Source organism: Helicobacter sp. 23-1045, assembly GCF_053654655.1.
On sequence record NZ_JBSIUR010000004.1, the window covers coordinates 1 to 23,019 of the forward strand.

Annotated in this window: 29 protein-coding genes and 1 pseudogene; 21 read left to right on the forward strand and 9 right to left on the reverse strand. The window is 41.6% G+C overall.

Translation table 11 applies throughout. The features are described 5' to 3' along the window. From ACWIUE_RS04895 to ACWIUE_RS04935, 9 genes are all read left to right on the forward strand, one after another. A partial coding sequence (locus ACWIUE_RS04895; protein ID WP_454135396.1) for a hypothetical protein occupies positions 1-393 on the forward strand: 393 nt, incomplete at its 5' end. Positions 394-443: 50 nt separating this feature from the next. Continuing rightward, complete coding sequence (locus ACWIUE_RS04900) at positions 444-2,237, forward strand: hypothetical protein (RefSeq protein WP_454135398.1); 1,794 nt, start codon at positions 444-446, stop codon at positions 2,235-2,237. Between the two features lie 260 nt (positions 2,238-2,497). Next, positions 2,498-3,727, forward strand: coding sequence for a M16 family metallopeptidase (locus ACWIUE_RS04905; protein ID WP_454135758.1), 1,230 nt, complete (start codon positions 2,498-2,500; stop codon positions 3,725-3,727). 54 nt (positions 3,728-3,781) lie between these two features. Next, positions 3,782-4,678 (forward strand): 4-hydroxy-tetrahydrodipicolinate synthase, encoded by an 897-nt coding sequence (gene dapA, locus ACWIUE_RS04910; RefSeq protein ID WP_454135400.1) that lies wholly within the window; start codon positions 3,782-3,784, stop codon positions 4,676-4,678. A gap of 2 nt (positions 4,679-4,680) precedes the next feature. Next, the gene (locus ACWIUE_RS04915) at positions 4,681-5,481 is read left to right on the forward strand and encodes an enoyl-ACP reductase (protein WP_454135759.1); all 801 of its coding nucleotides are present in this window, start codon (positions 4,681-4,683) and stop codon (positions 5,479-5,481) included. A 15-nt stretch (positions 5,482-5,496) separates the two neighbouring features. Then, on the forward strand, positions 5,497-6,051 hold the full coding sequence (gene pgsA, locus ACWIUE_RS04920; protein ID WP_454135402.1) for a CDP-diacylglycerol--glycerol-3-phosphate 3-phosphatidyltransferase: 555 nt from the start codon (positions 5,497-5,499) through the stop codon (positions 6,049-6,051). Between the two features lie 100 nt (positions 6,052-6,151). Next, positions 6,152-7,219 carry an RIP metalloprotease RseP gene (gene rseP, locus ACWIUE_RS04925; protein ID WP_454135403.1) on the forward strand — a complete coding sequence of 356 codons (1,068 nt, stop codon included), beginning with the start codon at positions 6,152-6,154 and terminating at the stop codon, positions 7,217-7,219. A 21-nt stretch (positions 7,220-7,240) separates the two neighbouring features. Next, positions 7,241-7,939 carry a YggS family pyridoxal phosphate-dependent enzyme gene (locus ACWIUE_RS04930; protein WP_454135405.1) on the forward strand — a complete coding sequence of 233 codons (699 nt, stop codon included), beginning with the start codon at positions 7,241-7,243 and terminating at the stop codon, positions 7,937-7,939. Positions 7,940-7,947: 8 nt separating this feature from the next. After that, positions 7,948-8,169 (forward strand): hypothetical protein, encoded by a 222-nt coding sequence (locus ACWIUE_RS04935; protein WP_454135407.1) that lies wholly within the window; start codon positions 7,948-7,950, stop codon positions 8,167-8,169. On the opposite strand, the gene ACWIUE_RS04940 is transcribed toward ACWIUE_RS04935, so the two are convergent. From ACWIUE_RS04940 to ACWIUE_RS04955, 4 genes are all read right to left on the reverse strand, one after another. Next, on the reverse strand, positions 8,159-8,437 hold the full coding sequence (locus ACWIUE_RS04940) for a type II toxin-antitoxin system YafQ family toxin (protein ID WP_454135409.1): 279 nt from the start codon (positions 8,435-8,437) through the stop codon (positions 8,159-8,161). The two genes, ACWIUE_RS04935 and ACWIUE_RS04940, sit on opposite strands and share 11 nt — an antisense overlap. Further along, on the reverse strand, positions 8,424-8,654 hold the full coding sequence (locus ACWIUE_RS04945; RefSeq protein WP_454135411.1) for a hypothetical protein: 231 nt from the start codon (positions 8,652-8,654) through the stop codon (positions 8,424-8,426). Before ACWIUE_RS04945 ends, ACWIUE_RS04940 begins: the two co-directional genes overlap by 14 nt. A gap of 75 nt (positions 8,655-8,729) precedes the next feature. Continuing rightward, entirely contained in the window at positions 8,730-8,870 is a 141-nt protein-coding gene (locus ACWIUE_RS04950; protein WP_454135413.1) for a hypothetical protein, read from the reverse strand. After that, positions 8,831-9,280 carry a type II secretion system protein gene (locus ACWIUE_RS04955; protein ID WP_454135414.1) on the reverse strand — a complete coding sequence of 150 codons (450 nt, stop codon included), beginning with the start codon at positions 9,278-9,280 and terminating at the stop codon, positions 8,831-8,833. The genes ACWIUE_RS04950 and ACWIUE_RS04955 overlap by 40 nt, the downstream gene beginning before the upstream one ends. Before the next feature lie 117 nt (positions 9,281-9,397). Here ACWIUE_RS04955 and ACWIUE_RS04960 point away from each other — a divergent pair, with 117 nt between their 5' ends. After that, the gene (locus ACWIUE_RS04960; RefSeq protein ID WP_454135416.1) at positions 9,398-10,876 is read left to right on the forward strand and encodes a type IV pilus twitching motility protein PilT; all 1,479 of its coding nucleotides are present in this window, start codon (positions 9,398-9,400) and stop codon (positions 10,874-10,876) included. Positions 10,877-11,009: 133 nt separating this feature from the next. On the opposite strand, the gene ACWIUE_RS04965 is transcribed toward ACWIUE_RS04960, so the two are convergent. Together ACWIUE_RS04965 and ACWIUE_RS04970 are read right to left on the reverse strand one after the other, a co-directional pair. Beyond that, positions 11,010-11,186, reverse strand: a complete 177-nt coding sequence (locus ACWIUE_RS04965) for a hypothetical protein (protein ID WP_454135418.1) — start codon at positions 11,184-11,186, stop codon at positions 11,010-11,012. Then, complete coding sequence (locus ACWIUE_RS04970; RefSeq protein ID WP_454135419.1) at positions 11,183-11,365, reverse strand: hypothetical protein; 183 nt, start codon at positions 11,363-11,365, stop codon at positions 11,183-11,185. The genes ACWIUE_RS04965 and ACWIUE_RS04970 overlap by 4 nt, the downstream gene beginning before the upstream one ends. 142 nt (positions 11,366-11,507) lie before the next feature. On the opposite strand from ACWIUE_RS04970, the gene ACWIUE_RS04975 reads away from it, so the two are divergent. The 6 genes from ACWIUE_RS04975 (at position 11,508) to ACWIUE_RS05000 (ending at position 15,394) form a co-directional block, all read left to right on the forward strand. Continuing rightward, complete coding sequence (locus ACWIUE_RS04975; RefSeq protein WP_454135420.1) at positions 11,508-11,759, forward strand: hypothetical protein; 252 nt, start codon at positions 11,508-11,510, stop codon at positions 11,757-11,759. Between the two features lie 97 nt (positions 11,760-11,856). Further along, complete coding sequence (locus ACWIUE_RS04980) at positions 11,857-13,185, forward strand: MATE family efflux transporter (RefSeq protein WP_454135422.1); 1,329 nt, start codon at positions 11,857-11,859, stop codon at positions 13,183-13,185. Continuing rightward, positions 13,182-13,832 carry an HAD family hydrolase gene (locus ACWIUE_RS04985; RefSeq protein WP_454135423.1) on the forward strand — a complete coding sequence of 217 codons (651 nt, stop codon included), beginning with the start codon at positions 13,182-13,184 and terminating at the stop codon, positions 13,830-13,832. Before ACWIUE_RS04980 ends, ACWIUE_RS04985 begins: the two co-directional genes overlap by 4 nt. Continuing rightward, positions 13,811-13,978, forward strand: a complete 168-nt coding sequence (locus ACWIUE_RS04990) for a hypothetical protein (RefSeq protein ID WP_454135425.1) — start codon at positions 13,811-13,813, stop codon at positions 13,976-13,978. The genes ACWIUE_RS04985 and ACWIUE_RS04990 overlap by 22 nt, the downstream gene beginning before the upstream one ends. Positions 13,979-14,087: 109 nt before the next feature. Next, on the forward strand, positions 14,088-14,819 hold the full coding sequence (locus tag ACWIUE_RS04995; protein ID WP_454135427.1) for an outer membrane beta-barrel protein: 732 nt from the start codon (positions 14,088-14,090) through the stop codon (positions 14,817-14,819). Positions 14,820-15,217: 398 nt separating this feature from the next. Further along, entirely contained in the window at positions 15,218-15,394 is a 177-nt protein-coding gene (locus tag ACWIUE_RS05000; protein WP_454135428.1) for a hypothetical protein, read from the forward strand. A gap of 97 nt (positions 15,395-15,491) precedes the next feature. On the opposite strand, the gene groL is transcribed toward ACWIUE_RS05000, so the two are convergent. Beyond that, on the reverse strand, positions 15,492-17,129 hold the full coding sequence (groL, locus tag ACWIUE_RS05005; protein WP_454135430.1) for a chaperonin GroEL: 1,638 nt from the start codon (positions 17,127-17,129) through the stop codon (positions 15,492-15,494). Between the two features lie 26 nt (positions 17,130-17,155). Beyond that, positions 17,156-17,419 (reverse strand): annotated as a pseudogene (gene groES, locus ACWIUE_RS05010) (co-chaperone GroES); the annotation flags it as partial. 382 nt (positions 17,420-17,801) lie between these two features. On the opposite strand from groES, the gene pyrH reads away from it, so the two are divergent. Further along, positions 17,802-18,548: a UMP kinase gene (gene pyrH, locus ACWIUE_RS05015; protein ID WP_454135432.1), complete on the forward strand. Its 747-nt coding sequence runs from the start codon at positions 17,802-17,804 to the stop codon at positions 18,546-18,548. Positions 18,549-18,564: 16 nt separating this feature from the next. Continuing rightward, positions 18,565-18,783, forward strand: coding sequence for a DNA-directed RNA polymerase subunit omega (locus ACWIUE_RS05020; RefSeq protein ID WP_454135434.1), 219 nt, complete (start codon positions 18,565-18,567; stop codon positions 18,781-18,783). Between the two features lie 124 nt (positions 18,784-18,907). Here the strand turns inward: ACWIUE_RS05020 and ACWIUE_RS05025 are convergent, their stop codons facing one another. After that, the gene (locus ACWIUE_RS05025) at positions 18,908-19,255 is read right to left on the reverse strand and encodes a hypothetical protein (protein WP_454135436.1); all 348 of its coding nucleotides are present in this window, start codon (positions 19,253-19,255) and stop codon (positions 18,908-18,910) included. On the opposite strand from ACWIUE_RS05025, the gene ACWIUE_RS05030 reads away from it, so the two are divergent. Genes ACWIUE_RS05030 through tyrS form a run of 3 tightly spaced genes read left to right on the forward strand, consistent with a single transcriptional unit; the run spans position 19,237 to position 23,013 of the window. Further along, a complete protein-coding gene (locus ACWIUE_RS05030; RefSeq protein ID WP_454135438.1) occupies positions 19,237-21,393 on the forward strand; it encodes a RelA/SpoT family protein in 2,157 nt (718 codons plus the stop codon). The two genes, ACWIUE_RS05025 and ACWIUE_RS05030, sit on opposite strands and share 19 nt — an antisense overlap. Then, positions 21,374-21,802: a hypothetical protein gene (locus tag ACWIUE_RS05035; RefSeq protein ID WP_454135440.1), complete on the forward strand. Its 429-nt coding sequence runs from the start codon at positions 21,374-21,376 to the stop codon at positions 21,800-21,802. The genes ACWIUE_RS05030 and ACWIUE_RS05035 overlap by 20 nt, the downstream gene beginning before the upstream one ends. Beyond that, a complete protein-coding gene (tyrS, locus tag ACWIUE_RS05040) occupies positions 21,799-23,013 on the forward strand; it encodes a tyrosine--tRNA ligase (RefSeq protein ID WP_454135441.1) in 1,215 nt (404 codons plus the stop codon). Before ACWIUE_RS05035 ends, tyrS begins: the two co-directional genes overlap by 4 nt. Positions 23,014-23,019: the final 6 nt, after the last annotated feature.

The window sequence follows — 23,019 nt, forward strand, 5'->3', positions numbered from 1 at the left end:
GTCTTGGGTAATCATTTGAATTATTTTTGCATAAAACCGCGCTCGATGGACGCACAAGTCCTATCTCGCTTGTTTCACGCAAAAATAATCCAAAGCACTACCGCCATTACTTCGATTGTTTTAAAAGACATAAAACGCAGATTCTGCGACTCGCACGAAAATTTTATAAAATCGCAGAATCTAATAATCCGTCATTGCGAGAAAATGCGTAGCATTTTCGTGGCAATCCATACATTAGATTCTGCGATTTTTGCGTGTGATTCTGTGAAGTTTTTGTGTAAGATTCTGTGTTTTTTAACTTTTTCCGCGCTAGATTCTACGATTCGCCAAATCCCACAAATTTCGCAGAATCTACATTATTTTCATTTTTTCCATCGCAAATATTTATTTTAAATCTAAGTTTTAATATAATCGCAGTTTTATTTTCAAAATAGGGTTTTGGAGTGGAGCAAAATACGCAAGGCAAAATTATTCGCAGTGGTGAGGATATCAAGCAGATTCTGCAACGATTTGCGTTTGAAAATAAGGTAAATCCGCTCACCCTTGATTACAATCTCATTTCGTATAAAACCTTCATTTTAAAGGATGGCGCGAGGGAAAATATCGCAAATGACGCCATCAAAAATTATATCGATAGCAATAATGCCCTTATGCAGGACTATGAGATTGAGATTTTCCGCCGTAATACTTCATTTTACCCGATTTTAATCCAAGTGCAAAGCAATGAAAGCGCAACCGCACTCACCGCAAATATCGCAACGCAAAGAATTCCGCAAAATGGCAATTTAAGTGAGATTATTTACCAAACGATTTTAAATATTTGTGCGTATCGCGGGATTATCATCAATATGGAGTGGGGCAATTTGAGTGAGAAAATCGCAAATATCGCGCTAAAACTTCGCAGTAGCGACACTCATCCGGAGTTTTACACGATTGATATTTGCAAGCTAAAAGAGCCAAATATCAACACTCCCGCCACGCGCCTGCTTTTATCCAAAAGTCAAAATGACGCCATTTTATCGTTAGAAAGTCCGCTTCTTAGCGGGGGATTTTTCAAAGTTGAGAGTGGCGAGATTCTGCTAAAATATCAAAAACCGCACTACGCCTTTCCGTGGCGCAATATTTATGGGAAACTCTACGGCGTTGCGATGAGTTATCCAATCGGCATTAGCGCGGGAGAAAATATCGCAGTTGCGCAAAAAGATGATTTTATCATCTACACCGCAGAATCTAGCGGTTATGTCTCCATTGTAAATGGCGTTATGATGATTTCAAAAAGCATAATCGTGGATAATATCAACGCAAAAAATATTCAAAATATCAAAGAGCAGTGCGTAAAATCGCTCATCGTAAAAAATGACACACTTCTAAAAGACGCCATTCCTAGCGGGGTGAATTTAGAAGTGGATGATTTGAAAATCATCGGCAATGTCGGCGCAGTGGAGATTAAATCGCAGAATCTTTTTCTAAACGGGCAAGTGCATTTAAAAAGCAACTTATTTGCAAAAAAGGCGCAGATTCTGCACTTAAAGGGGCGATTAAGTGCCGATGAGGCGCAAATCCGCCATTGTGAAAATGCCGAAATAAAATGCGATAATTTGCAAATAAATTATCTAAATGGTTCAAAACTCTACTTTGATTTCGCGCAAATATCGCATATTCAATCAAATAATATGCTTTTTATCCAAAAGTCGCTCACCGCAAAAAATATTCGCGGGGAAAATAATGAATTTATTTTGTATCCTTGCTCTTATGGCGCAAAAAAGGCGGAGTTTGATAATTTAAATGAAAAATTATTCGCCATAAAAAAGTTTAAAAATCTCGTTATGCAGGACAAAAATGGCATTATTTCGCTAAAAAATAATAGCGATTTATTATTAGAGCAAATGCTTGGCAAAAATCATCAAATCCCCGCTTGGGCGGAGCAAATAAACGCCCTAAAACTCAAAAATCGCAGAATCCACGAGATTTACAACAACTATTTTGCGCTAATTAGCGACATAGAGGCAAAAGAGGCAAATGCACTCGCGCAAATCCGCGCAAAGCAAGAGGAAATGTTTGAGATTGAAGTGCAGTTCGAGGAAAAGGCGAGTGTGGGATTTTTCGTGCGGTTTGTTGATTTTGAAGGCACAATGCGGCGATATTTCATAAACGCCTCGCAAAACAATCAACTAAAACGCATTTCTTTGGCAAAAGGCGATGATGGGAAAATAAAAATTATGTGTTACAGGGATTGATTTGTGAAAACTGCATTTTTCATAAAATTTTTATGCTATAATCGCAGGTTTGATTTCAAAAAGGATATTTGATGAAAAAAATACTTTATGGAGTGCTTGTTATGTGCTATTTAAATGCTGCGGGGGCAGATTCTGCGAATCACGCAATAGATTCTGCGATATTAGATTCTACGAATGGCGTGAAAAATGCCACAGATTCTGCGAAAAATGCCAAAAATACATTAGATTCTGCGAAAAGTTCGCTTTACAAATACGATGAGATGACTTTGCCAAATGGACTGCAAGTTGTGGCGATTCCTATGAAAAATAATAGCAAAGTTGTGGATATAAATATCTTTTACAAAGTCGGCTCACGCAACGAAGTGCTGGGCAAAAGTGGCATCGCGCACATTTTGGAGCATTTGAGTTTCAAAAGCACAAAAAAGCTCAAAGCTGGGGAGTTTGATGAGATTGTCAAAGGATTTGGCGGAAATAACAACGCTTCTACGAGTTTTGATTACACGCGCTATTTTATTAAGGCACACAAGGACAATTTAGACAAATCGCTATCCCTTTTTGCCGAGCTAATGCAAAATCTCTCACTTAAAAATAGCGAATTTCAAACCGAGCGCAATGTCGTGGCAGAAGAGCGACTTTGGCGCACGGACAACAGCCCTACTGGATATTTGTATTTTCGGCTTTTTAATACCGCATTTATCACGCATAGCTATCATTGGACGCCCATTGGCTTTATGGAGGACATAAAATCGTGGGATATTAAAGATATTCGCGAATTTTATAGGAATTTTTATCAACCCAAAAACGCGATAATATTGGTAGCTGGGGACATCGAATCAAATACGCTTTTTAAAATCGCTAAAAAACATTTTGGCAATATCAAAAATACACGCGAGATTCTCCCGCAAACTAGGGCAAAAGAAGCCCCGCAAGATGACAAGCGATTTGTTGAGATTCGGCGTGAAAATCAAGAAGTCGAGCTTTACACACTTGCCTTTAAAATCCCCAATTTTGAGCATAAAGACCAAATCGCGCTGTCTTTATTGAGCTATATTTTAAGCAATGGCAAAAGCGCGATTTTGGCGCAAAATATGATTACAAAAGAGCAAATCGCCCAAAGCGTGTATTGCTACAATATGGAGCTAAAAGATGATGGGCTTTTTATCTTTATGGCAGCAGGAAATGAGGGCGTGAAAGCCGAATCCTTGCAAGATTCGCTACTAAAACAGCTTGAATCCATCAAAAAAGGCGCAATTACCGCACAAGACATTGACAAAGCAAAAATCAATGTCAAAGCGGATTTTATCTATGGATTAGAAAATAGCTCATCAGTGGCGTCTTTGTATGGTAGCTACTTTGCGCGGGGCAATATCAAGCCACTTTTAGAATACGAGGAAAATTTCGATAAAATCACAGCAAAAGATTTGGTAGCAGTGGCGAATCGCTACTTTAAGATAGAAAATTCAACGACATTATTTTTAAGAAAAAAGTAGTGTTTTTAAGGAAAAAATGATGAGTTTGCCAATAAATCTCACAAGGATAGGGCGATGACAAAAGTAACGGGCGCGATGAGTGCGCTAATCACGCCATTTAAAAACGACAAAGTTGATTTTGTAAGCTATGAAAAAATCATAAAAAGGCAGATTGCTTACAAAATGGACGCTTGTGTGCCTATGGGGACGACAGGCGAATCTGCGACTTTAAGCCACGATGAGCATAAAGAGTGCATTGAAGCAGCGGTTAGCATTTGCAAAGGCAGTGGCGTGAAAATCCTAGCAGGTGCGGGGAGCAACTCTACAAAAGAAGCGATTGAGTTAGCAAAATTCGCACAGCGTGCGGGAGCAGACGCGATTTTGTGTGTGTCGCCATACTATAATAAACCCACGCAAGAGGGACTTTATCAGCATTTTCTAGGAATCGCAAATGCTGTGGAAATCCCCGTTTTGCTTTACAATATCCCAAGTCGCACAGGCGTTGGCATAGATATTGCTACGATGGAGCGACTTTTTAGCGCAAATCCAAACATTTATGGCGTAAAAGAAGCTAGTGGCGACATTGAGCGCGTTGTCGCGCTAAATGCAAAAATGCCAGATTTTGCGATTTTAAGTGGCGAGGATGCGATAAACTATCCCATTTTGGCGAGTGGAGGCGTTGGCGCAATAAGCGTAACGGGCAATTTACTGCCCGATAAAATCGTGGAGCTTGTAGATAGTGCGCGAAATGGGAACTTTGAAAAGTCGCGCAAAATAAACGCCGAGCTTTTTGCAATCAACAAAGCCCTATTTTGCGAGACGAATCCTATCCCAATCAAAACGGCAATGTGGCTTTGTGGGCTTATCGAATCTTTGGAGTTTAGATTGCCATTAAGCAAGGTGAGTGCGAAAAATTTAGCATATTTAGAAACTATAATCAAACAATACGAGGTGAAAAAATGCAAAATGTAAAAATGTGTGAGAATATGAAAGGCAAAGTGCTTGTAATTAGCGGTGCTACAAGGGGGATTGGCAAGGCGATTTTGTATCGATTCGCACAAGAGGGCGTAAATGTCGCCTTTACTTACAATCGCAACGAAGAGGAAGCGCAAAAAATCGCAAACGATGTGGAGAGTCGCTTTGGCATAAAGGCGCGATTTTATCCGCTAAATGTGTTAGAGCCTGAGCAATACACGGAGCTTTTTACAAAGATTGATAGCGATTTTTCGCGCGTGGATTTTTTCGTATCAAATGCGATTATTTATGGCAAAAGCGTGGCTGGGGGATTTGCGCCCTTTATGCGACTGCGTCCGCGCGGATTAAACAATATCTACACGGCGACCGTTTTAGCCTTTGTGGTAGGCGCACAAGAGGCTACAAAACGAATGCAAAAAAATTTAGAAAGAGGCGAATCAAGTGGTGGCGCAATCGTTTCACTAAGCTCCACAGGCAATTTAGTCTATATGCCAAACTACGCAGGGCACGGCAACTCCAAAAACGCCGTTGAGACAATGGTAAAATATGCCGCGCAAGAATTAGGTGAATTTAAGATTCGCGTAAATGCCGTAAGTGGCGGTCCCATTGACACAGACGCGCTTCGTGCATTCCCTGATTATGCGCAAGTCAAAGCAAAAGTCGAAGAACAATCCCCGCTAAATCGTATGGGGACGCCCGAAGATTTGGCTGGTGCGGTGTATTTTCTTTGTGATGAATCTCAAAGCGCGTGGGTTACGGGGCAGACTTTTGTAGTTGATGGCGGGACGACATTTAAGTAGGATTGTAAAGGATTTATGGCACAAATGCGCAACACTCTACATATCTTGCCAAATATCCTAACGGTCTTACGAATCTTACTAGCATTTTTGCTATTATGCGTGATTATTTATCGCCCGTTGCCTGATTTCGTGGATTTTTCGTGGGTGAATTACACTGCGTGTTTGATTTTTTGTATCGCTTCAATCACGGACTTTTTTGACGGCTATATCGCGCGAATCTACAATGTCAAATCCAAATTTGGCGAGGTTTTTGACCCATTGGCGGATAAAATGCTGATTTTAGGCGCGTTTATCGGGCTTTTGATATTAGAACGCGCAAATCCGTGGGCTGTGTTTCTTATTTTAAGCAGAGAATTTTTCATCACAGGACTGCGCGTAATTGCCGCAAGTGAGGGCAAAAATGTCGCTGCAAATAATTTAGGCAAATACAAAACGGGCTTTCAAATCACGGCTGTGGCGTTTTTACTAGCAGATTTGTTCCCCGGGGGCGAAGCGTTGCTATGGATTGCGGTAGTCGTTACGCTGTATTCGGGCTATGATTACACAAAGGCGTATTATAAAAGTGCGTGAAATGCGTAGATTTTGCGATTTATGTGTAAAAATGCGCGTAAAATACGCTAGATTCTGCGAATCGCAGAATCTAATAAATAAAATTTTTAAAGGCAAATAAATGTGGCTAATTATCTCAATTTTGGTGCTGTCGTTTCTTATATTTTTCCACGAGTTGGGGCATTTTTTGGTAGCGCGAATCTTTGGCGTAAAGGTTGAAGTTTTTAGCATTGGCTTTGGCAAAAAGATTCTCACAAAGCGCATAAATGGCACGCAATACGCGATTTCTGCCATTCCACTTGGTGGCTATGTGCAGATGAAAGGGCAGGACGATTTAGACCCGCTCAAACGAAGCACTGATAGCGATAGCTATAATGTAAAGCCACATTGGCAAAAGATTTGCATTCTATTTGCGGGTAGCGGGGCGAATCTGCTGCTTGCATTTTTGCTATACATTTACATTGGACTTGCTGGGATTAACGCGCTATTGCCTATTGTAGGGGATAGTATGAAGGATTCACCTGCTAAAATAGCAGGACTAAAAACGGGCGATAAAATAGTGCGAATTGATAACAAAGAGATAAAAATTTGGCGCGATATTGCGGATTATGTGGGCTATAAAAAAGAGGCGATAAATATAAGTTTTTTGCGCGATGGCGAAATATATGAAGTTTCGCTAATCCCGCAAGTCCAAGATTCTAAAAATATCTTTGGTGAGAGCGTGAAGCAAAGTTTTATCGGTATTAGCGCAAAAGGCGAGGTTGGAGTTGTCCGCTATGGATTAGGCGAAATTATCCCGTTTGCCTTTGGAGAGACGCTATATGCGGGGAAAATGATACTTTTAAGCGTCCAAAAGCTAATCAGTGGCATTGTCCCCACAAGTGAGCTGGGCGGTCCCATTGCAATCGTGCAGATTATCTCAAATGCCACAGACAGCGGACTTGTCGCGCTTTTTAGCATAACTGCGCTTATTTCGATAAATTTGGGGTTACTCAATCTTTTCCCTATCCCTGCGTTAGATGGCGGACATATCATTTTCACGCTCTATGAGTGGATAACGCGCAAACCTTTGAGTGAAAAAGTCCTATATCGCCTAATTGTCTTTGGGTGGGCGTTGCTTTTAAGCCTAATGGCACTAGGAATCTACAACGACATAGCGCGAATCGCCACAAAAACTTCGCCTTTTTAGGCGCAAAATATGGAGGTAAAAATGCAAGAAATTTTACAAGACAATTTGCAAGAAACTTTGCAAGAAAATTTGGCACAAATCATCGAAAATATCGAAGCAGAGCGACTAAAATACTCTGCCCACCACATTATAAAGCTAGTTGCCGTATCCAAATATGCGAGTTTGGAGCAGATAATCGCACTTTATAACGCGGGGCAAAGGGCATTTGGCGAAAACAAAGTCCAAGATTTAAAGCAAAAGGCGCAAAATAGCGCGAATCTCCCTATCGAGTGGCACTTTATCGGCACTTTGCAAGAAAATAAAATAAACGCGCTTTTGGCATTAAAACCTACGCTTTTTCAGGCATTAGATTCGTTAAAATTAGCGCAAAGCCTACAAAAACGGCTTGAATCAAACAATCAAACGCTAAATTGCCTAATGGAAATAAATACTGCACGCGAATCTACCAAATCTGGATTCACAATACAATCCGCAGTAGATTCATATCAAAAAATACAAGAAACTTGCAAAAATATTCGCCTAAAAGGCATTATGACAATCGCCACAAATACAAATGACATAAAAATACAAGATTTTTGCTTTAAAAGCGCGAAACATATTTTTGATTCGCTTCGCAAAAATGGAGCGGAGATTTTATCGATGGGAATGAGTAGCGATTACAAAATCGCAATCGCAAATGGCGCAAATATGGTGCGAATCGGCAGTGAGATTTTTAAATAGCGGGATTTTTGAGAAATGCAGAATCTGCATTAGATTCTGCGATTTATAGAATCTCGCACGAAAATCCAAATAAAAACGCAGAATCTGCCCTAGATTCTGCGCCAAAGCCAAAACAATTTCGCAGAATCTCACACGAAAATTCAAATAAATTCGCAGAATCCACACTAGATTCTGCGAATCGCACTAAAAAGAATTACGCCAAATCCGCAGATTCTGCGCTTATTTCTTAAATAATTTGCTGTGACTTCCCACGCGCAGGGCATTTAGTTGCAAAATATCATCAATTTTTTCATAGATTAAAAGCAAATCCGGTTTGATATGGCATTCCCTTGTGCCTTGCAAGTTCCCGCTTAACGCGTGGTCGTTGTGCTTTGGTGCGAGAAATTTCCCATTTGCTATTTTGTCAATTATTTCATCCGTCAAGTCTTTTTCTTTGGTTTGTAACTTTTTATAATCTTTTATGAAACTTTTTGCGTAGTTGATATTATATTTCGCCATTTTCAACCGCCATTCTAAACTCCCTAGCACTCTTAAAAGTTCGCAAAGTCCCATTTTCGCGCTCTTTTTCAATCTCCGCGCGCGCTTTTAAAATCTCTTTTTCAAATTTTGTCAATTTTGGTTTTTGCACCTTGCATTTTGCGTCCATCGCCTTACTTATCGCCCTAAATGCGGGGATAAACTCATCTTTTACATTTTCGATTATTAAAGTGCTCATTTTTACTTCCTTTAAATTTATTTGTGCGTTTTTCCGTCATTGCGAGATTTTGCATAGCAAAATCGTGGCAATCTATTATATTTTTGGATTGCCGCGTTCGCTAATGCTCACTCGTAATGACGAAATTAGCACAATTCGCAGAATCTCGCAGAATCCGCAGATTCCACGCCAAATCGCTATTTCGTATTTCCCTTTTTCCCTAGCAGTCTTTTGCACATTTCGCCCGTTTTTTTGTCATCTGTATCGCAAGTGATGGTGGGCGACTTTGTCGCTGTGTCCGTGCCTAGCGTGAGTTTTAGGGACTTTTTCTTATTTCCGCTACCGACATTCATCGTCACATTATCTTTGCTTTTCACCGCAAAGTCGCACCCCGCGCTTGTATTTGCCACTAGCGTATCATCAAGTATCTTTTTTAGGTCCGCATCACTCATCGCCTTGCCCTGCATAAAGTTTTTCGTGTATTGGCGCGTGATTTCACTTTGCGCCTCCGATAGATTTGAGCGCAACTTCACATAGCACGCATCCTCCCTGCTAACCATCAGTCTTGGGATTGCCACCGCCGCCAAAACGCCAATTATCACCACGATAAACATTATCTCAATCATCGTAAATCCTGCTCGTCTCATAATCCACTCCATTTATTTAAAATTCATTCAATTATAGCAAAAAATCGTAGAATCTATATCGAAAATAATGTAAAATTACGATATTATTTTTTCATTTTAAATAAAAGGGAGTCCAAAATGGAGCAACAAATGAATGTAAATCTAACACGACAAGCACCGCAAAGTCCGCACTCAGCGCAAGCAATCTCGCCAAATCCGCAGAATCCCGCGCAAAATCCACAGATTCTGCGCCAAAGCGCACAAAGCACGCCACAAAGGCAAAATCCCGCCTTGCAAAATCTCACCCCCGAGCAAATCGCACAGCACATAAAAGCGGCAAATAGAAATTTGATGGCGAAAAATAATGACATTATGCAAGACTTCGCAGGTAGCGTTCAGGGCGTAAATAGCGAGTATATCCCAAGCGAAAATGAGAAAAAGTTAAATGAATTCATAAATCCAAATATCGATAGTTTGAAGGTGGATGTCGAGCAGCTTGACTTCCGCGTGACGCGAAAAGTGCGCGTTTATCTTAAAAAACTACTTGAACTTGGCGGAAGCGACTTGCATTTGAAGGCAGGCTCGAAGATTCGCGCACGGATTAACGGCGATATTATTGTGTTTGCAAATGAAATTTTCAGCAAAGATGACGCCATCACTTTGGCAAAAGAGCTCACACGGACGCGCTATCCGGAGTTCGTGCAAAATAAAGAGATGGATATGACTTACATTTATGACGCTTCATCGCGCTTTCGTCTAAATATTTTCTTTCAAATGGATGGCGTGAGCTTCGCATTTAGGACAATCCCTACGATTCAAAATACTATCGATGGATTAGGATTGCCTGAGGCGATTCACAAAATCACTGATATGGAGCGCGGGTTAGTGCTTGTTACAGGCATCACAGGCTCGGGTAAATCTACGACTTTGGCAGCGATAATAAATGAGATAAATCACAAGCATTCAAAGCATATCATAACCATCGAAGACCCCATCGAGTTCGTGCATAAGGATGTAAAAAGCATTTTAAATCAGCGCAGTGTCGGTATGGATACAAACTCATTTGCCGCCGCGCTAAAAGCCGCTTTGCGCGAGGACCCTGATATCATTTTGGTAGGCGAAATGAGGGATATTGAGACGATTGAGATGGCGCTCCACGCCGCTGAAACGGGGCATTTGGTATTCTCCACGCTTCACACGCTAGATGCAAAAGAGACGATAAATCGTATCATCTCCGTTTTCCCCGCCACAGACCAGCAAAGGATTCGCGCGATGCTTGCTAGCACGCTAAATGCAATCATCTCACAGCGACTTTTGAAAAACAAAAAAGGCGGGCGAGTGGCGGCAGCGGAGTTGCTTTTCAAAACGCCACGCATTGAGTTAATCATCGATGAGGGGCGCGATGGCGAGATTATGGAGGCACTCGCAGAAGGCAAGGGGATTTACCAAACGCAGACTTTTGACCAGCATTTATTTGAGTTAATCATTAACGGCGTTGTAGATGAAGAGGCGGCGTTAGAAAAGGCGACATCGCCATCTGACTTGCGATTGAAATTGCAAAATATAAATTTTGCCGAAAATAAGGAAGATGATAATCATATAACCATTAAACAATAACGCAGAATCTATTGGTGCAATTCGTCTTTGGGTGCATCTTTCGCACTTTTAAAATTTTTTGGGCGTTCGCAGACCGCTAGTCTAGTCTCACACCCAAAAAATTTTAAAAATACAAAATCTCCACCGCAAAATACTAGAATTGTTTTAAATACAAACAATTCAAAGGATTCGTCATTGCGAGATTTGCGAAGCAAATCGTGGCAATCCAAGATTCTGCGAATTGCGCGAAAATCGTAGAATCTAATAAAAAAAATACAAAAAAACGCAGAATCTCAAAATTTTCCCCTTCCTTGCGGATGGCAAACTTCAATTTCTCCCCCTCCCTTGCGGAGGGGGATTAAGGGGGTGGGTTAAACTCAACCTTTCGTCGTTGCGAGGCGCACGAAGCGAAGCGAGTGCAACGAAGCAATCTATAATTTTTTGCGATAGCAAAAATGATAAAAATAATCCGTGCGACAGCACCAGAATCTCGCCCGCTTCGTGGTGCAAAAAATCGGTAGCAAGGGTGCAGTAGTGCCACCCGCCGATTTTTTGCTAGAAGCGGATTAAGCGAGGCTCTCCCCCATAAAAGCGAAAAAGCGGCTGCTTTTTGGCGCGTAGGGGGGAGCGGGGTAGGGGGGTGCAGCCCTTTTTGCGAGAAAAAACTAGCGAATCGAATGCTAAAAATGGCGAAAATCTCGCAGATTCTACGAATCGCAAAAAAATCGCAGAATCTAAAAATGGATTGCCACGACTTGACTGCGTCAAGTCTCGCAATGACGGGCAAAAACGCCTTACTTCGTCATTGCGAGGCAGTGTGAGCGTAGCGAACACAACGAAGCAATCCAAGATTCTGCGATTTTGTGTAAGATTCTGCGATTTTCGCACGAGAATGACAAAATAAAGACAGATTCTGCGATTTTCGCACGAGATTCTGCGAAATAAATGCAAAAACGCAGAATCTTTTATGTAAAATTACACTTTTTTTTCAAAGGAAACTTATGTCACGCAAACTAGACTTACGCACCGCGCCAATGCCAAAGCTATTCATTGCATACTCGCTCCCCGCGCTAATCTCAATGCTCGTGCTCTCAACCTATGTCGTGGTGGATGGGATTTTCGTGGGGCGGGGCATTGGCGAGCTTGGACTTGCGGCAATCGGGCTATCCGTGCCGATTTTTACATTTTTCACGGGCATTGAGTTGCTCTTTGGCATCGGCGGAGCGGCGTTAGTTAGCATCGCACTTGGGGCGAAAAAAGAGCGCAAGGCAAATATTATCTTTAACTCCGTGATTTACACAACGCTACTTTTTGGCGCAAGTGTGGGGATTTTGCTCTATATTTTTCGCGAAAATCTTGCCACCATTCTTGGGGCAAATGAGATTTTGCGCCCGTATTTGCTTGAATATCTAAATGTCATCGTGCTTGGCGGGGCGATTATTATGGCGCAGTCCGTGCTTTGTGCGTTTGCTAGAAATGATGGTGCGCCGAATCTTACGATGATTTCATTCACCGCTGGGGCGATTTGCAATATCATCTTAAATTACATTTTTATTTTTATCTTGCGCTGGGGGATGTTTGGCTCGGCGTTTGCGACAATTTTGGGGCATTTTGTGGGGCTAATCATCATTTTAAAGCACTTTTTACGCAAAGAAGGCAAGTTGCATTTTATGCTGATTTTAAGTCCATCTGCGTTTAAAAAGTCCATCATTAGCGGGATTGCGCCTTCGATGTCTGAATTTGCCTTTGGGGCGATTATTTTATTTATGAATATTTTGCTATCACGACTAGATTCTACGCAGGGCATTGCGATTTTAAGCATAATGCTTTATATTGGATTTGTATTTTTTGGGTGCGTTTTGGCACTATCGCACGGAATGCAGCCAATCGTAAGTTATAACTTTGGCGCAAGGGAGCGTTTTCGCACCATCTCCGCCTTTAAAATCGCCGCATTCACCGCGCTAATCTTTGGTTTGGTGGTTTATATCATAATGTTTTGCTTCACGCCACAAATTGCGCGAATCTTTCTTAAACAAAGCGAAATGGGGCTTTTAGATGAGCTAATCATCGCTGTGCGAATATATTTTTTGGGATATTTATTTTTGGGATTTAATATCATCTCATCGGCGTTTTTACAGGCGACACAGCGCATAAAAGGCTCGCTAATCATCTCACTTTGCCACAATCTCATCTTTATGGCGATTTTGCTACCGATAATGGCGCATTTTTTCGGTGTGCGGGGCATTTGGGCGAGCTATCCAATCGCGCTATTTTGCGCATTTTTGGTAAGCATAATGGTGCTAAAAAGTGAATTTCGGAGGTTGAAGTGATAATTTTATTTGATATGGATGGGACGCTGATTGATAGCACGGAGGCGATTTATGAGAGTTTTTGCGCGGTGTTTGAGAAGCATAAAATGCCGATTTTATCGCGCACAGAGGTTGAATCAAAAATCGGCTATCAATTAAGCGAAATGTTTGCATTTTTTGGCGCAGAATCTAGGCAGATTCTGCGGTGTTGCGAGGATTACAAGGCGCATTATGCGAAGATTCACAACGCAAAGACAAAGATGATTGATGGTGCGGTGAGTGCGATAGAGACGGCAAGTGCGGTTGCGAATCTTGGCATAGTGACTACAAAAAGTAGCGATTCGACTAAAAATCTTTTGGCGCATTTTGGCGTGGCGGGGCATTTTAGCGCGATTGTCGGGCGCGATGATGTGACGCACCCAAAACCGCATAAAGAGCCGATAGAGACGGCATTATCGCGCTTAAAGTCGCTAGGCATTAGCGCAGAATCTAGTGAAACTTTTATGATTGGCGATACGATTTTGGATTTGCAATCCGCCAAATGCGCCGGGATTGTGGGCGTTGGCGTGCTGTGCGGATATGGCAAAAAGGCGGAGTTAGAGCAATACAGCGAGTTTATTTTTGAAAGCACGAAAGAAGCGGTAGAGTGGATTTGCAAAATGCGCTAGATTCGGCGAAAATCTTGTCATTCTCGCGCGAATTTCGTTCGCGAAGAATCTCCGTCATTGCGAGAATTGGCAACGCCGAATCGTGGCAATCCAAAAATCAAATGCGATTCAACGAATCGCGCAAGGCAATCCAAAAAAAAAAATAAACTTGCATTTTTTATCAAATTTTCATTACAATTTCGCCCTTTATATATTCGCGGGGATTGTCGATTCGCGCGAGTTTATAGCAAATTTAATCAAAAAGGAGAAATCAAAATGAAACAAACACTCGACAACGCAAAATCGCACATAGGGGGGGGCAATAAGAGTTTAAAAATCTCGCATTCTACAACTTCTCACAAACTCCAAAAAATCGCATTAAGTTTATCACTAATTTTTTGTAGCGTAAATATCGCATTTGCCGAAGAAAGTGGCGTATTTGCAGGATTTGAAATCGGCGGCGGTGAGACGAAACTTGAATACAAAGTCATCGATATTGAAGGCAATAAAGATGGCGACAAAGAATATTATAGTGGCATAAACTACGGCTTTGTAGCGGGTTACAAGCAATTTTTCACGCCATATTTGGGGCTACGATATTATGCAAATTTAGGCATTCACCACAATCTTAAAAACTTTACAGGCACGAGCTATCGCCAAATTACGCTCATAAATTACGGCGCAAATGTGGATTTTTTGGGTAATTTTGTATCGAGTGAATCGCTTGATTTTGGCGGATTTGTGGGGCTTGGAGTCGGCGCAAATAGTTTGGTAGGCGAGTTTTTCAAAGGCTTCAAAGAAAATGGCTGGGATTTGACAGGCGTTGATTTATCGCTAAATGTGGGACTTCGCGCAAATATCGCCACAAATCACGGATTAGAAGTTTTGGCAAAAGTGCCGTTTTTGCCCGTGAAAATCATTGATGGCAAAATTGATGGTGTGAGCTCATACAAATACACATTCGGGCAGACTTACAGCGTTTTGGCACGATATACGATTAGCTTTTAGTGGGCGTGAATCTAAATTTAGATTCGCGCATTTTGGGTTGCAAAGATTCTGCGATTATTTTGTCATTCTCGCGCGAAGCACTTTGTGCGTAGCGAAGAATCTCTTTTGTTTTTTTTGAGTTATTTCGACTTTTTCAAAGTCTCAATATGACAATTTTAAGCATTCGCAGAATCTAAACTCTAATTCTCCCTTGCGACAAATACCCCACCCTAAACCCCTCCCGCAAGGGGAGGGGCTTTTTCTATCTCCCCCCCCCTTGCGGTGGTTTTGCATTTTCTCCCCCTCCCCCTTTTTTTTCAAATGCGCACGGGGGATTAATGGGGGGGGGTGGGTAAAATCTCAAAAAAAATTTCGTCATTGCGAGACTTGCTTGCAAACACTGCAAACGCGTAGCATTTTTGTGGCAATCCGCTAGATTCTGCGAATCGCATAAAACACAGAATCTAGCAATGACAGATTTGGTATGGATTACAAAGATTCTGCTAATCGCAGAATCTCATAACAACAAAAAACCGCACCAGATTCTGCGAATTTGGTATTTTCTGGTGTTAGATTCTGTGATTTGCGTGAAATGAATATAAATTTCGCAGAATCTAAGATTCTGCGTTTTGTAGCAATAAATACTCTGTGTGCGATTTGCGAAAATCACACACGGCGCAAAAGGGTAGGGCGTTACATCATTCCGCCCATTCCTCCCATACCGCCCATATCAGGCATTGCTGGGGCTGGTTTGTCCTCTTTGACTTCGTTTATCGTAGCCTCAGTGGTTAAAAGCAGACTTGAAACGCTAACTGCATTTTGCAACGCGATTCGCGCAACTTTTAGCGGGTCGATGATACCTTTTTCAAGCATATCCACATACTCGCCACTTGCCGCATCAAAGCCGTAGCTGTCTTTTTTGCTTTTTTCAATCTCATTTACCACGACACCGGCGTCAAATCCTGCGTTTTCTGCGATTTGTTTGAGTGGTGCGCTGATTGCGCGTTTGATAATGTCATAGCCGATTGCTTCATCGCCTTTTAGAGAAAGTTTTACGCTTAACCCAGCGCGAATCAAAGCCACGCCACCGCCTACGACTATGCCTTCCTCAACGGCTGCTTTTGTCGCTGAGAGCGCATCATCAACTCTATCTTTTTTCTCTTTCATCTCCACTTCACTTGCTGCGCCGACTTTGATAACTGCCACGCCACCACTTAATTTTGCTAGTCGCTCTTGGAGTTTTTCTTTGTCATAGTCGCTTGTGGTGGTTTCGATTTGGGCTTTGATTTGGGCGATTCGCGACTTTACCTCATCTTTTTTGCCTTTGCCATCGACAATGGTTGTGTTGTCTTTGTCGATTGAGATTCGTCCGCATTGTCCCAAATCTGCGATTTGTGTGCTTTCCAACGCCCTGCCTAGCTCTTCGCTAATAACTTGTCCGCCTGTAAGGATTGCGATGTCTTTTAGCATTTCTTTGCGTCTATCGCCAAAGCCCGGTGCTTTTACCGCTGCGACATTTAAAACGCCTCGCAATTTATTTACTACAAGCGTTGTGAGTGCCTCGCCTTCAATGTCCTCTGCGATGATTAGCAAAGGTTTGCCACTTTTCATAGTGGATTCCAAAAGGGGCAAAATGTCCTTCATTGTGGTGATTTTTTTGTCTGTCAAAAGAATGTATGGGCTCTCCAACTCAATCGTCATTTTATCGCCATTTGTAACAAAATATGGGCTTAGATAGCCTCTATCAAACTGCATTCCCTCGACTACATTTAACTCATCATCGATGCCTTTTGCTTCCTCAACGGTGATTACGCCATCTTTGCCGACTTTATCCATCGCCTCTGCGATTAGGTTGCCGATATTTTCATCAGAATTTGCCGAAATTGTGGCAACCTGCGCGATTTCTTTTTTGCCTTTGACAGGTTTGCTTAATTTTTTAAGCTCATCGATAACTGCGCTTACGGCTTTATCCATACCGCGTTTGACTTCTATGGGATTCGCGCCTGCTGTGATATTGCGTAAGCCCTCTTTAAAAATGCTATACGCAAGCACCGTTGCTGTTGTAGTCCCGTCCCCTGCGGCGTCTGCGGTTTTGCTCGCTACTTCTTTTACAAGCTGTGCGCCCATATTTTCGATAGGGCATTTTAGCTCGACTTCCTTTGCTACGCTAACGCCATCTTTTGTAATCGCAGGTGCGCCGTAGCTTTTTTGGATAAGCACATTGCGTCCGCGCGGTCCCATCGTTACTTTTACTGCGTTATTTAGCTGTTTGATTCCGTCAAATAGTTTATTTCTCGCATTATCTGAGAATGTGATTTCTTTACTTGCCATTTTTTACTCCTTAAAATATTTTAACCCAAGATTCCAAGCAAATCTTCGGCATCAAGCACGATATATTCTTTGCCTTCAATCTTAATCTCAGTGCCTTTGTATTTGTCAAATACAACGCTATCGCCGACTTTAAATTCGCAGTCATTTTGTATTTTTTTGCTAATCGCTTTGACTACGCCTACAAGTGGCTTTTCCTTTGCATTATCAGGGATAATAATGCCCGAAGAGGTTTTGTTTTCCTCCTCTACTCGCTCTAAAACAACTCTCTTATCAAGTGGTTTGAATTTCATTGTTCGCTCCTTATTACGAAATGTTTTAAAAAATTAAGAGTTTCGCAAGAATCTAAATTTAGATTTTTGCACTTAAATTTTAAAATTTAGCACTCTTAAAATTTAAGTGCCAAAATTGTAGTAGTTTTTTTTAGCAAAGTCAATATAAAAACGCAAATTTTTCAAAAGTTTATAGTGATAGACTAAATATTTATGATTCAAGCACAATAACTTTTCATTAGTGATTTAATATAAGAGTTTGAAAAATGGCGTTTTATTTTAAAGTTTTGCAACGATTTTGCAACGATTTTAAAAATCGATTCGCGATTTCGTTTAAAAATATAATATTTTTTTAAGCATTTTTGCATTAGAATCGCAAATTTTATTTAAAGAAAGGCTACAAATGCAAGAGATTCAGGACAACGAAACCCGCAACATTAGGAAAAATCGCATTTTGGTGAAATTTTCAGGCGAGGCTTTGGCTGGTAAAAATGGCTTTGGAATCGACATTGAGATTTTGCGCTATATTGCCAAAGAAATCAAACTTTTGGTGGATAATAATGTCGAGGTTTGCATAGTTATCGGCGGTGGAAATATCATTCGTGGCGTGAGCGCAAGTGAGGGCGGTATCATTCGGCGCACAAGTGGCGATTATATGGGAATGCTTGCCACCGTGATAAATGCGGTGGCTATGCAGGAAGCATTGGAGCATTTTGGTGTCGATGTGAGAGTGCAAAGTGCCATTGAGATTCAAGAGATTTGCGAAACTTACATATATCGCCGTGCGATTCGGCATATCCAAAAGGGGCGCGTGGTGATTTTTGCAGCTGGAACGGGGAATCCATTTTTTACCACTGATACAGCAGCGACTTTGCGTGCGGTTGAAATCAGCGCAGATGCGATTGTAAAGGCGACAAAAGTCGATGGAATCTACGACAAAGACCCAAATAAATTCGATGACGCGAATCTTTTGGAGACGCTGTCCTATGATATGGCGTTGCGCGATGATATTAAGGTGATGGACGATACGGCAATCGCGTTAGCAAAGGACAATAATCTGCCCATTATCGTTTGCAATATGTTTAAGCCGGGCAATCTTTTGAATATCATTGAGCATCAAAAGGGCATTTATAGCATTGTGAAAAATTAAATCGAAAGGATTAAAAATGGATAGAATTGAGGATATTTTAGAAAAAGCGTTGCAGAGATTGGATAATGACAGATACAAGCTATCGTGCTTTGTGTTTAGTCGCGTGAAAGAGCTAAGCGATGGCGCAGAACCACTTGTGGAAATGGAAGTTACGAAGCATAAACTTTCAGATATTGCGCTACGAGAGATTGCGGAGGGGAAGATTAGCATCGATAGAATTGATGACAGAAACTAGGTTTTTGGGGCAATTTGTTCTGGGGTATGCAATTCTTGCGTTAGTCGCACTTATCTGCGCTCAATGGACGCCCAAGTCCTATTTCGCTTGACAAGCGCGACTAACGCAAGAAGCCACACCGTCATTACTTCGATTGTAGATTCTGCGAATCGCAGAATCTAGTAAAATCAAGTGTGCGATAGCACAACCGAATCTCGCCCACTTCGTGGTGCAAAAAATCGGATTCAAACGAGCAGTAGTGCGAGTGCCGATTTTTTGCTAGAAGCGGAGAAAGCGAGGCACTCCCCCTAAAAGCGAAAAAGCGGCTGCTTTTTGGCGCGTAGGGGGAGCGGGGCGGGGGGTGCAGCCCTTTTTGCGAAAAAGAAATAAGCGAATTAAAGGGGCAAAATGGCGAAAATCTCGCAGATTCTGCGATTTCGCAGAATCTAATATCATTTTTTAAAAGGACAGCGTTTGAATATCTTTTCATCATTTGGCGACATTACCACCATTGACAAGGCGACTGAGCGATTAGAAAATATCCTTTTTTATTCGATGACGCCAAAGGTGCGAAACGCGCTAAATTCCTGCATTGCCGCACACGCTGGGCAGTTGCGAAAAAGCGGGATTCCTTATGCGATTCACCCCATTTTGGTGGCGTGTATTGTGGCGTATTATGGTGGCGAAGAGTCGATGATTTGCGCTGCTTTGCTCCACGATGTCGTGGAGGATACGGATTATGATATTGATTGGATTGAGAGTGAATTTGGCGAAGATGTCGCGGGGCTAGTAGATTCGCTTACCAAAATAATCGACATTAGAAAAGAAGAGTTCCCATCAAGCGAATCAAACGAAAAGCTAATCCAAGCCGCGCTGTCCTTTCGCAAAATGCTACTTGCTTCAATCAAAGACATTCGCGCATTAGTGATAAAAATCAGCGATAGAATGCACAATATGCTAACGCTAGATGTCCTCCCACCGCACAAACAGCGGCGAATCGCAGAAGAAACGCTTGTCGTTTATGCGCCTATCGCCCATAGGCTTGGCATTTCATCGATTAAAAATGAGTTAGAAGACAAAAGTTTTTATTATATTTTCCCCGATGATTATAATAAAATCAATGACTATTTAAGCCAAAAGCGACAAAGTTTAATCTTAAAGCTAAATAATTTCATCGCAAAAGTGTCAAATCTGCTTATGCAAGGCGGATTCTTAGAATCACAATTTAGGATTGAGAGCCGAATCAAACGCCCCTACTCTATTTTCCTAAAAATGCAAAAAAAAGGCGTGAGCATCGATGAAATATTGGATTTACTTGCGATTCGCATAATCGTGCAAGATGATTTGGACTGCTACAAGGCGTTAGGCATAATTCATTTGCGTTTAAAGCCCATCGTATCGCGATTCAAAGACTATATCGCACTCCCAAAAGAAAACGGCTATCAAACGATTCACACAAGCGTCTTTGATGAAAGCTCGATTTTTGAAATACAGATTCGCACCATAAAAATGCACAATAGCGCGGAGTTTGGCGTGGCAGCGCATTGGAAATACAAAAATTCTGGCATTACGCCTTCAACTGATTGGCTAAGCAACCTGCAATATCAAGACAATAATATTGAAGAATTTTATGAAATGGCAAAAAATGACTTGTATAGAGAGGATATAGTCGTTTTTTCTCCCGCTGGGGACACTTACACACTCCCTGTGGGTGCTGTGGCGTTAGATTTTGCCTACGCAGTGCATACGGAGTTAGGAAGCTACGCAAAAGAGGCATATATCAACAATCAAAAATCATCTTTGCTTACCACGCTAAAAAGTGGCGACATCGTGCGAATCATTACAAATGCGCATTTAGAGCCAAAATGCACTTGGATTGATGCGGTGAAAACTTCTCGCGCAAAGTCCGCACTAAAAGCACAATGCGCCCAAAAACTAAAAGAAATCGAGCAAAAATCCGCAATCAATATCATTTCAACGATATTTTTTGACCACAATATGAATGTAGTCGAATCGTTTGTCCGTGAGCATAATCTAATGCCGACAATCGCAAAAGCCATAAGGGATTTGGACTTTTTGATTGACATTAAAAATCGCCTAAAAAATAGCCTAAAAAATAATGTCAATTTTCTCTCTAAAATCCGCCTTGATAGGCTAAAACTCAAAGGGCAAGAGTTTGACAACTTAATCATTTACTCAAACCACACCATTAGCGAAACGCTTTTTGATTACTGCTGCCATCCAAAGCACGGCGATGGGATTTTGGCGATTAAAAACGGCTCAAAGGTTTTTATCCATCACAAACTTTGCGAGCGCGCATTTTTGGAGGTAAGCAATGGTGCGCGAATGGTTTTTGTTGATTGGAAGGAAAATAACAGCACGGGATATAAAGTCATTGTCGCGCTAGAGGACAAAAAGGGCGTTTTGGCGGAGTTTTTGGCGGGGATTGTGAAATTTGACTGCAATGTCATAGGAATCTCATACAATGGATATAAAAGTCAGTTTATGACAACTTGCGAAATTCTCTTTGAGACGCCGTTAAATGACATAAAACCACTGCGCGAAATGCTAAACAAAAAATATAAAATTATAGAATTTGTGGGACTAAAAGATGCGTATATACAGAAATAAGGTTGAATCTTTATCGTCATTGCGAGGCGAATCAATAGATTCGCCGAAGCAATCCATTTTTTGCTGTCATACTGAGCGAAGCGAAGAATCTCTTTTTAGATTCTGCGATTCTGCGATAAAATCGCCGTTTTTTGATTTAGATTCGCTTTCTTTTTCGCAAAAAGGGCTGCACCCCCGCTCCGCTCCCCCCGACTATTTAATTGTGTCCCCAAAAAGCAGCCGCTTTTTCGCTTTTAGGGGGAGAGCCTCGCTTAATCCGCTTCTAGCAAAAAATCGGCGGTTGCACTACTGCAACCTTGAATCCGATTTTTTGCACCACGAAGCGGGCGAGATTAAGGGTGCTTCGCACGAATCTTTATTAGATTCTGCATTCGCAGAATCTAAATCTACCACAAAGGACACATTATGAATCTCCAATCAAAACTCACCGAAGCAATAGCTGAAATCACTCGTGGCACAGGCGAAATCATCGGTATTGATTATATCGAATTTTTGGTAAAGCGATTTTTTGAAAAAGGTGTGCGATTCATCGTAAAAGCGGGATTTGACCCAACCGCGCCAGACTTGCATTTGGGGCATTCTGTGGTGCTTCAAAAAATGGCGTTGTTTCAAAAATATGGCGCAGACATAAAATTTCTAATCGGCGATTTTACGGGAATGGTGGGCGACCCAAGTGGCAAAAACAAAACGCGTCCGCCACTCTCCCGCGATGAAGTGCTAAAAAATGCGCAGACTTACAAAGAGCAGGTTTTTAAGATTTTAGATTCGGCACACACGGAGGTTTGTTTCAACTCCAAATGGCTAGAAAAGCTAGGTAGCGAGGGGGTTTTGAAGCTTACTTCGCATTTCAATGTGGCGCGAATGTTAGAGAGAGATGATTTTGCAAAGCGATATGCGACAAATAGCCAAATCACCATTATGGAGTTTATGTATCCGCTTCTGCAAGGCTATGATTCGGTTGCGCTAAATGCTGACATTGAATTTGGTGGCAATGACCAAAAGTTTAATTTACTTGTGGGGCGCACTATGCAACGCGCTTATGGGCTAAATAAAGAGCAATCCATTATCACAATGCCGCTTTTGGAGGGGTTAGATGGTGTGAATAAAATGAGCAAATCGCTTGGCAATTACATTGGCATTACGGAGTCCCCAAATGAAATGTTTGGCAAGATTATGAGTATTAGCGATTCGCTTATGTGGCGGTATTATGAGCTAATTAGCACTATTTCGCTAAAAGAGCTTGAAACTTTGAAGGCGAGTGTCGATAAAGGCGCATTTCACCCAAAAACCGCCAAAGAAAATTTAGCCATAGAAATCATCACGCGCTACCACAGCGCAAAAGCAGCGCAAGAAGCAAAGCAAAATTTCGCCCAAATCTTTACCCAAAACGCCGTCCCTAGCGACATAAAAGAAGTTTGCGTAGAATCGCAATCGTGGATTTGCAAGATTTTGTGTGAAAATGAAATGGTGAAATCAACCAGCGAAGCAAGGCGTGAAATCCGCGCTGGTGCGGTGCGAATCAATGGCGAAAAAATAAATGATGAGAATTTTAAGCTAAATTCTGGTATATATATCATTCAAATTGGCAAAAGGAAATTTTTGAAAGTCCAAGTCAGTTGAAATTTA

Excerpts from the sequence above, each read along its gene's own strand:
- ACWIUE_RS04940 (WP_454135409.1), bottom strand. The coding sequence starts at position 8,437 with ATGGCGAAATATAATATCAACTACGCAAAAAGTTTCATAAAAGATTAT.
- ACWIUE_RS04980 (WP_454135422.1), top strand. The coding sequence starts at position 11,857 with ATGTCACGCAAACTAGACTTACGCACCGCGCCAATGCCAAAGCTATTC.
- ACWIUE_RS05035 (WP_454135440.1), top strand. The coding sequence starts at position 21,374 with ATGCGTATATACAGAAATAAGGTTGAATCTTTATCGTCATTGCGAGGC.
- ACWIUE_RS05020 (WP_454135434.1), top strand. The coding sequence starts at position 18,565 with ATGGATAGAATTGAGGATATTTTAGAAAAAGCGTTGCAGAGATTGGAT.
- groL (WP_454135430.1), bottom strand. The coding sequence starts at position 17,129 with ATGGCAAGTAAAGAAATCACATTCTCAGATAATGCGAGAAATAAACTA.
- dapA (WP_454135400.1), top strand. The coding sequence starts at position 3,782 with ATGACAAAAGTAACGGGCGCGATGAGTGCGCTAATCACGCCATTTAAA.
- tyrS (WP_454135441.1), top strand. The coding sequence starts at position 21,799 with ATGAATCTCCAATCAAAACTCACCGAAGCAATAGCTGAAATCACTCGT.
- pgsA (WP_454135402.1), top strand. The coding sequence starts at position 5,497 with ATGGCACAAATGCGCAACACTCTACATATCTTGCCAAATATCCTAACG.
- ACWIUE_RS04960 (WP_454135416.1), top strand. The coding sequence starts at position 9,398 with ATGGAGCAACAAATGAATGTAAATCTAACACGACAAGCACCGCAAAGT.
- rseP (WP_454135403.1), top strand. The coding sequence starts at position 6,152 with ATGTGGCTAATTATCTCAATTTTGGTGCTGTCGTTTCTTATATTTTTC.
- ACWIUE_RS04945 (WP_454135411.1), bottom strand. The coding sequence starts at position 8,654 with ATGAGCACTTTAATAATCGAAAATGTAAAAGATGAGTTTATCCCCGCA.
- ACWIUE_RS04915 (WP_454135759.1), top strand. The coding sequence starts at position 4,681 with ATGTGTGAGAATATGAAAGGCAAAGTGCTTGTAATTAGCGGTGCTACA.
- ACWIUE_RS04905 (WP_454135758.1), top strand. The coding sequence starts at position 2,498 with ATGACTTTGCCAAATGGACTGCAAGTTGTGGCGATTCCTATGAAAAAT.
- ACWIUE_RS04995 (WP_454135427.1), top strand. The coding sequence starts at position 14,088 with ATGAAACAAACACTCGACAACGCAAAATCGCACATAGGGGGGGGCAAT.
- pyrH (WP_454135432.1), top strand. The coding sequence starts at position 17,802 with ATGCAAGAGATTCAGGACAACGAAACCCGCAACATTAGGAAAAATCGC.
- ACWIUE_RS04930 (WP_454135405.1), top strand. The coding sequence starts at position 7,241 with ATGCAAGAAATTTTACAAGACAATTTGCAAGAAACTTTGCAAGAAAAT.
- ACWIUE_RS04955 (WP_454135414.1), bottom strand. The coding sequence starts at position 9,280 with ATGAGACGAGCAGGATTTACGATGATTGAGATAATGTTTATCGTGGTG.
- ACWIUE_RS05025 (WP_454135436.1), bottom strand. The coding sequence starts at position 19,255 with ATGATGAAAAGATATTCAAACGCTGTCCTTTTAAAAAATGATATTAGA.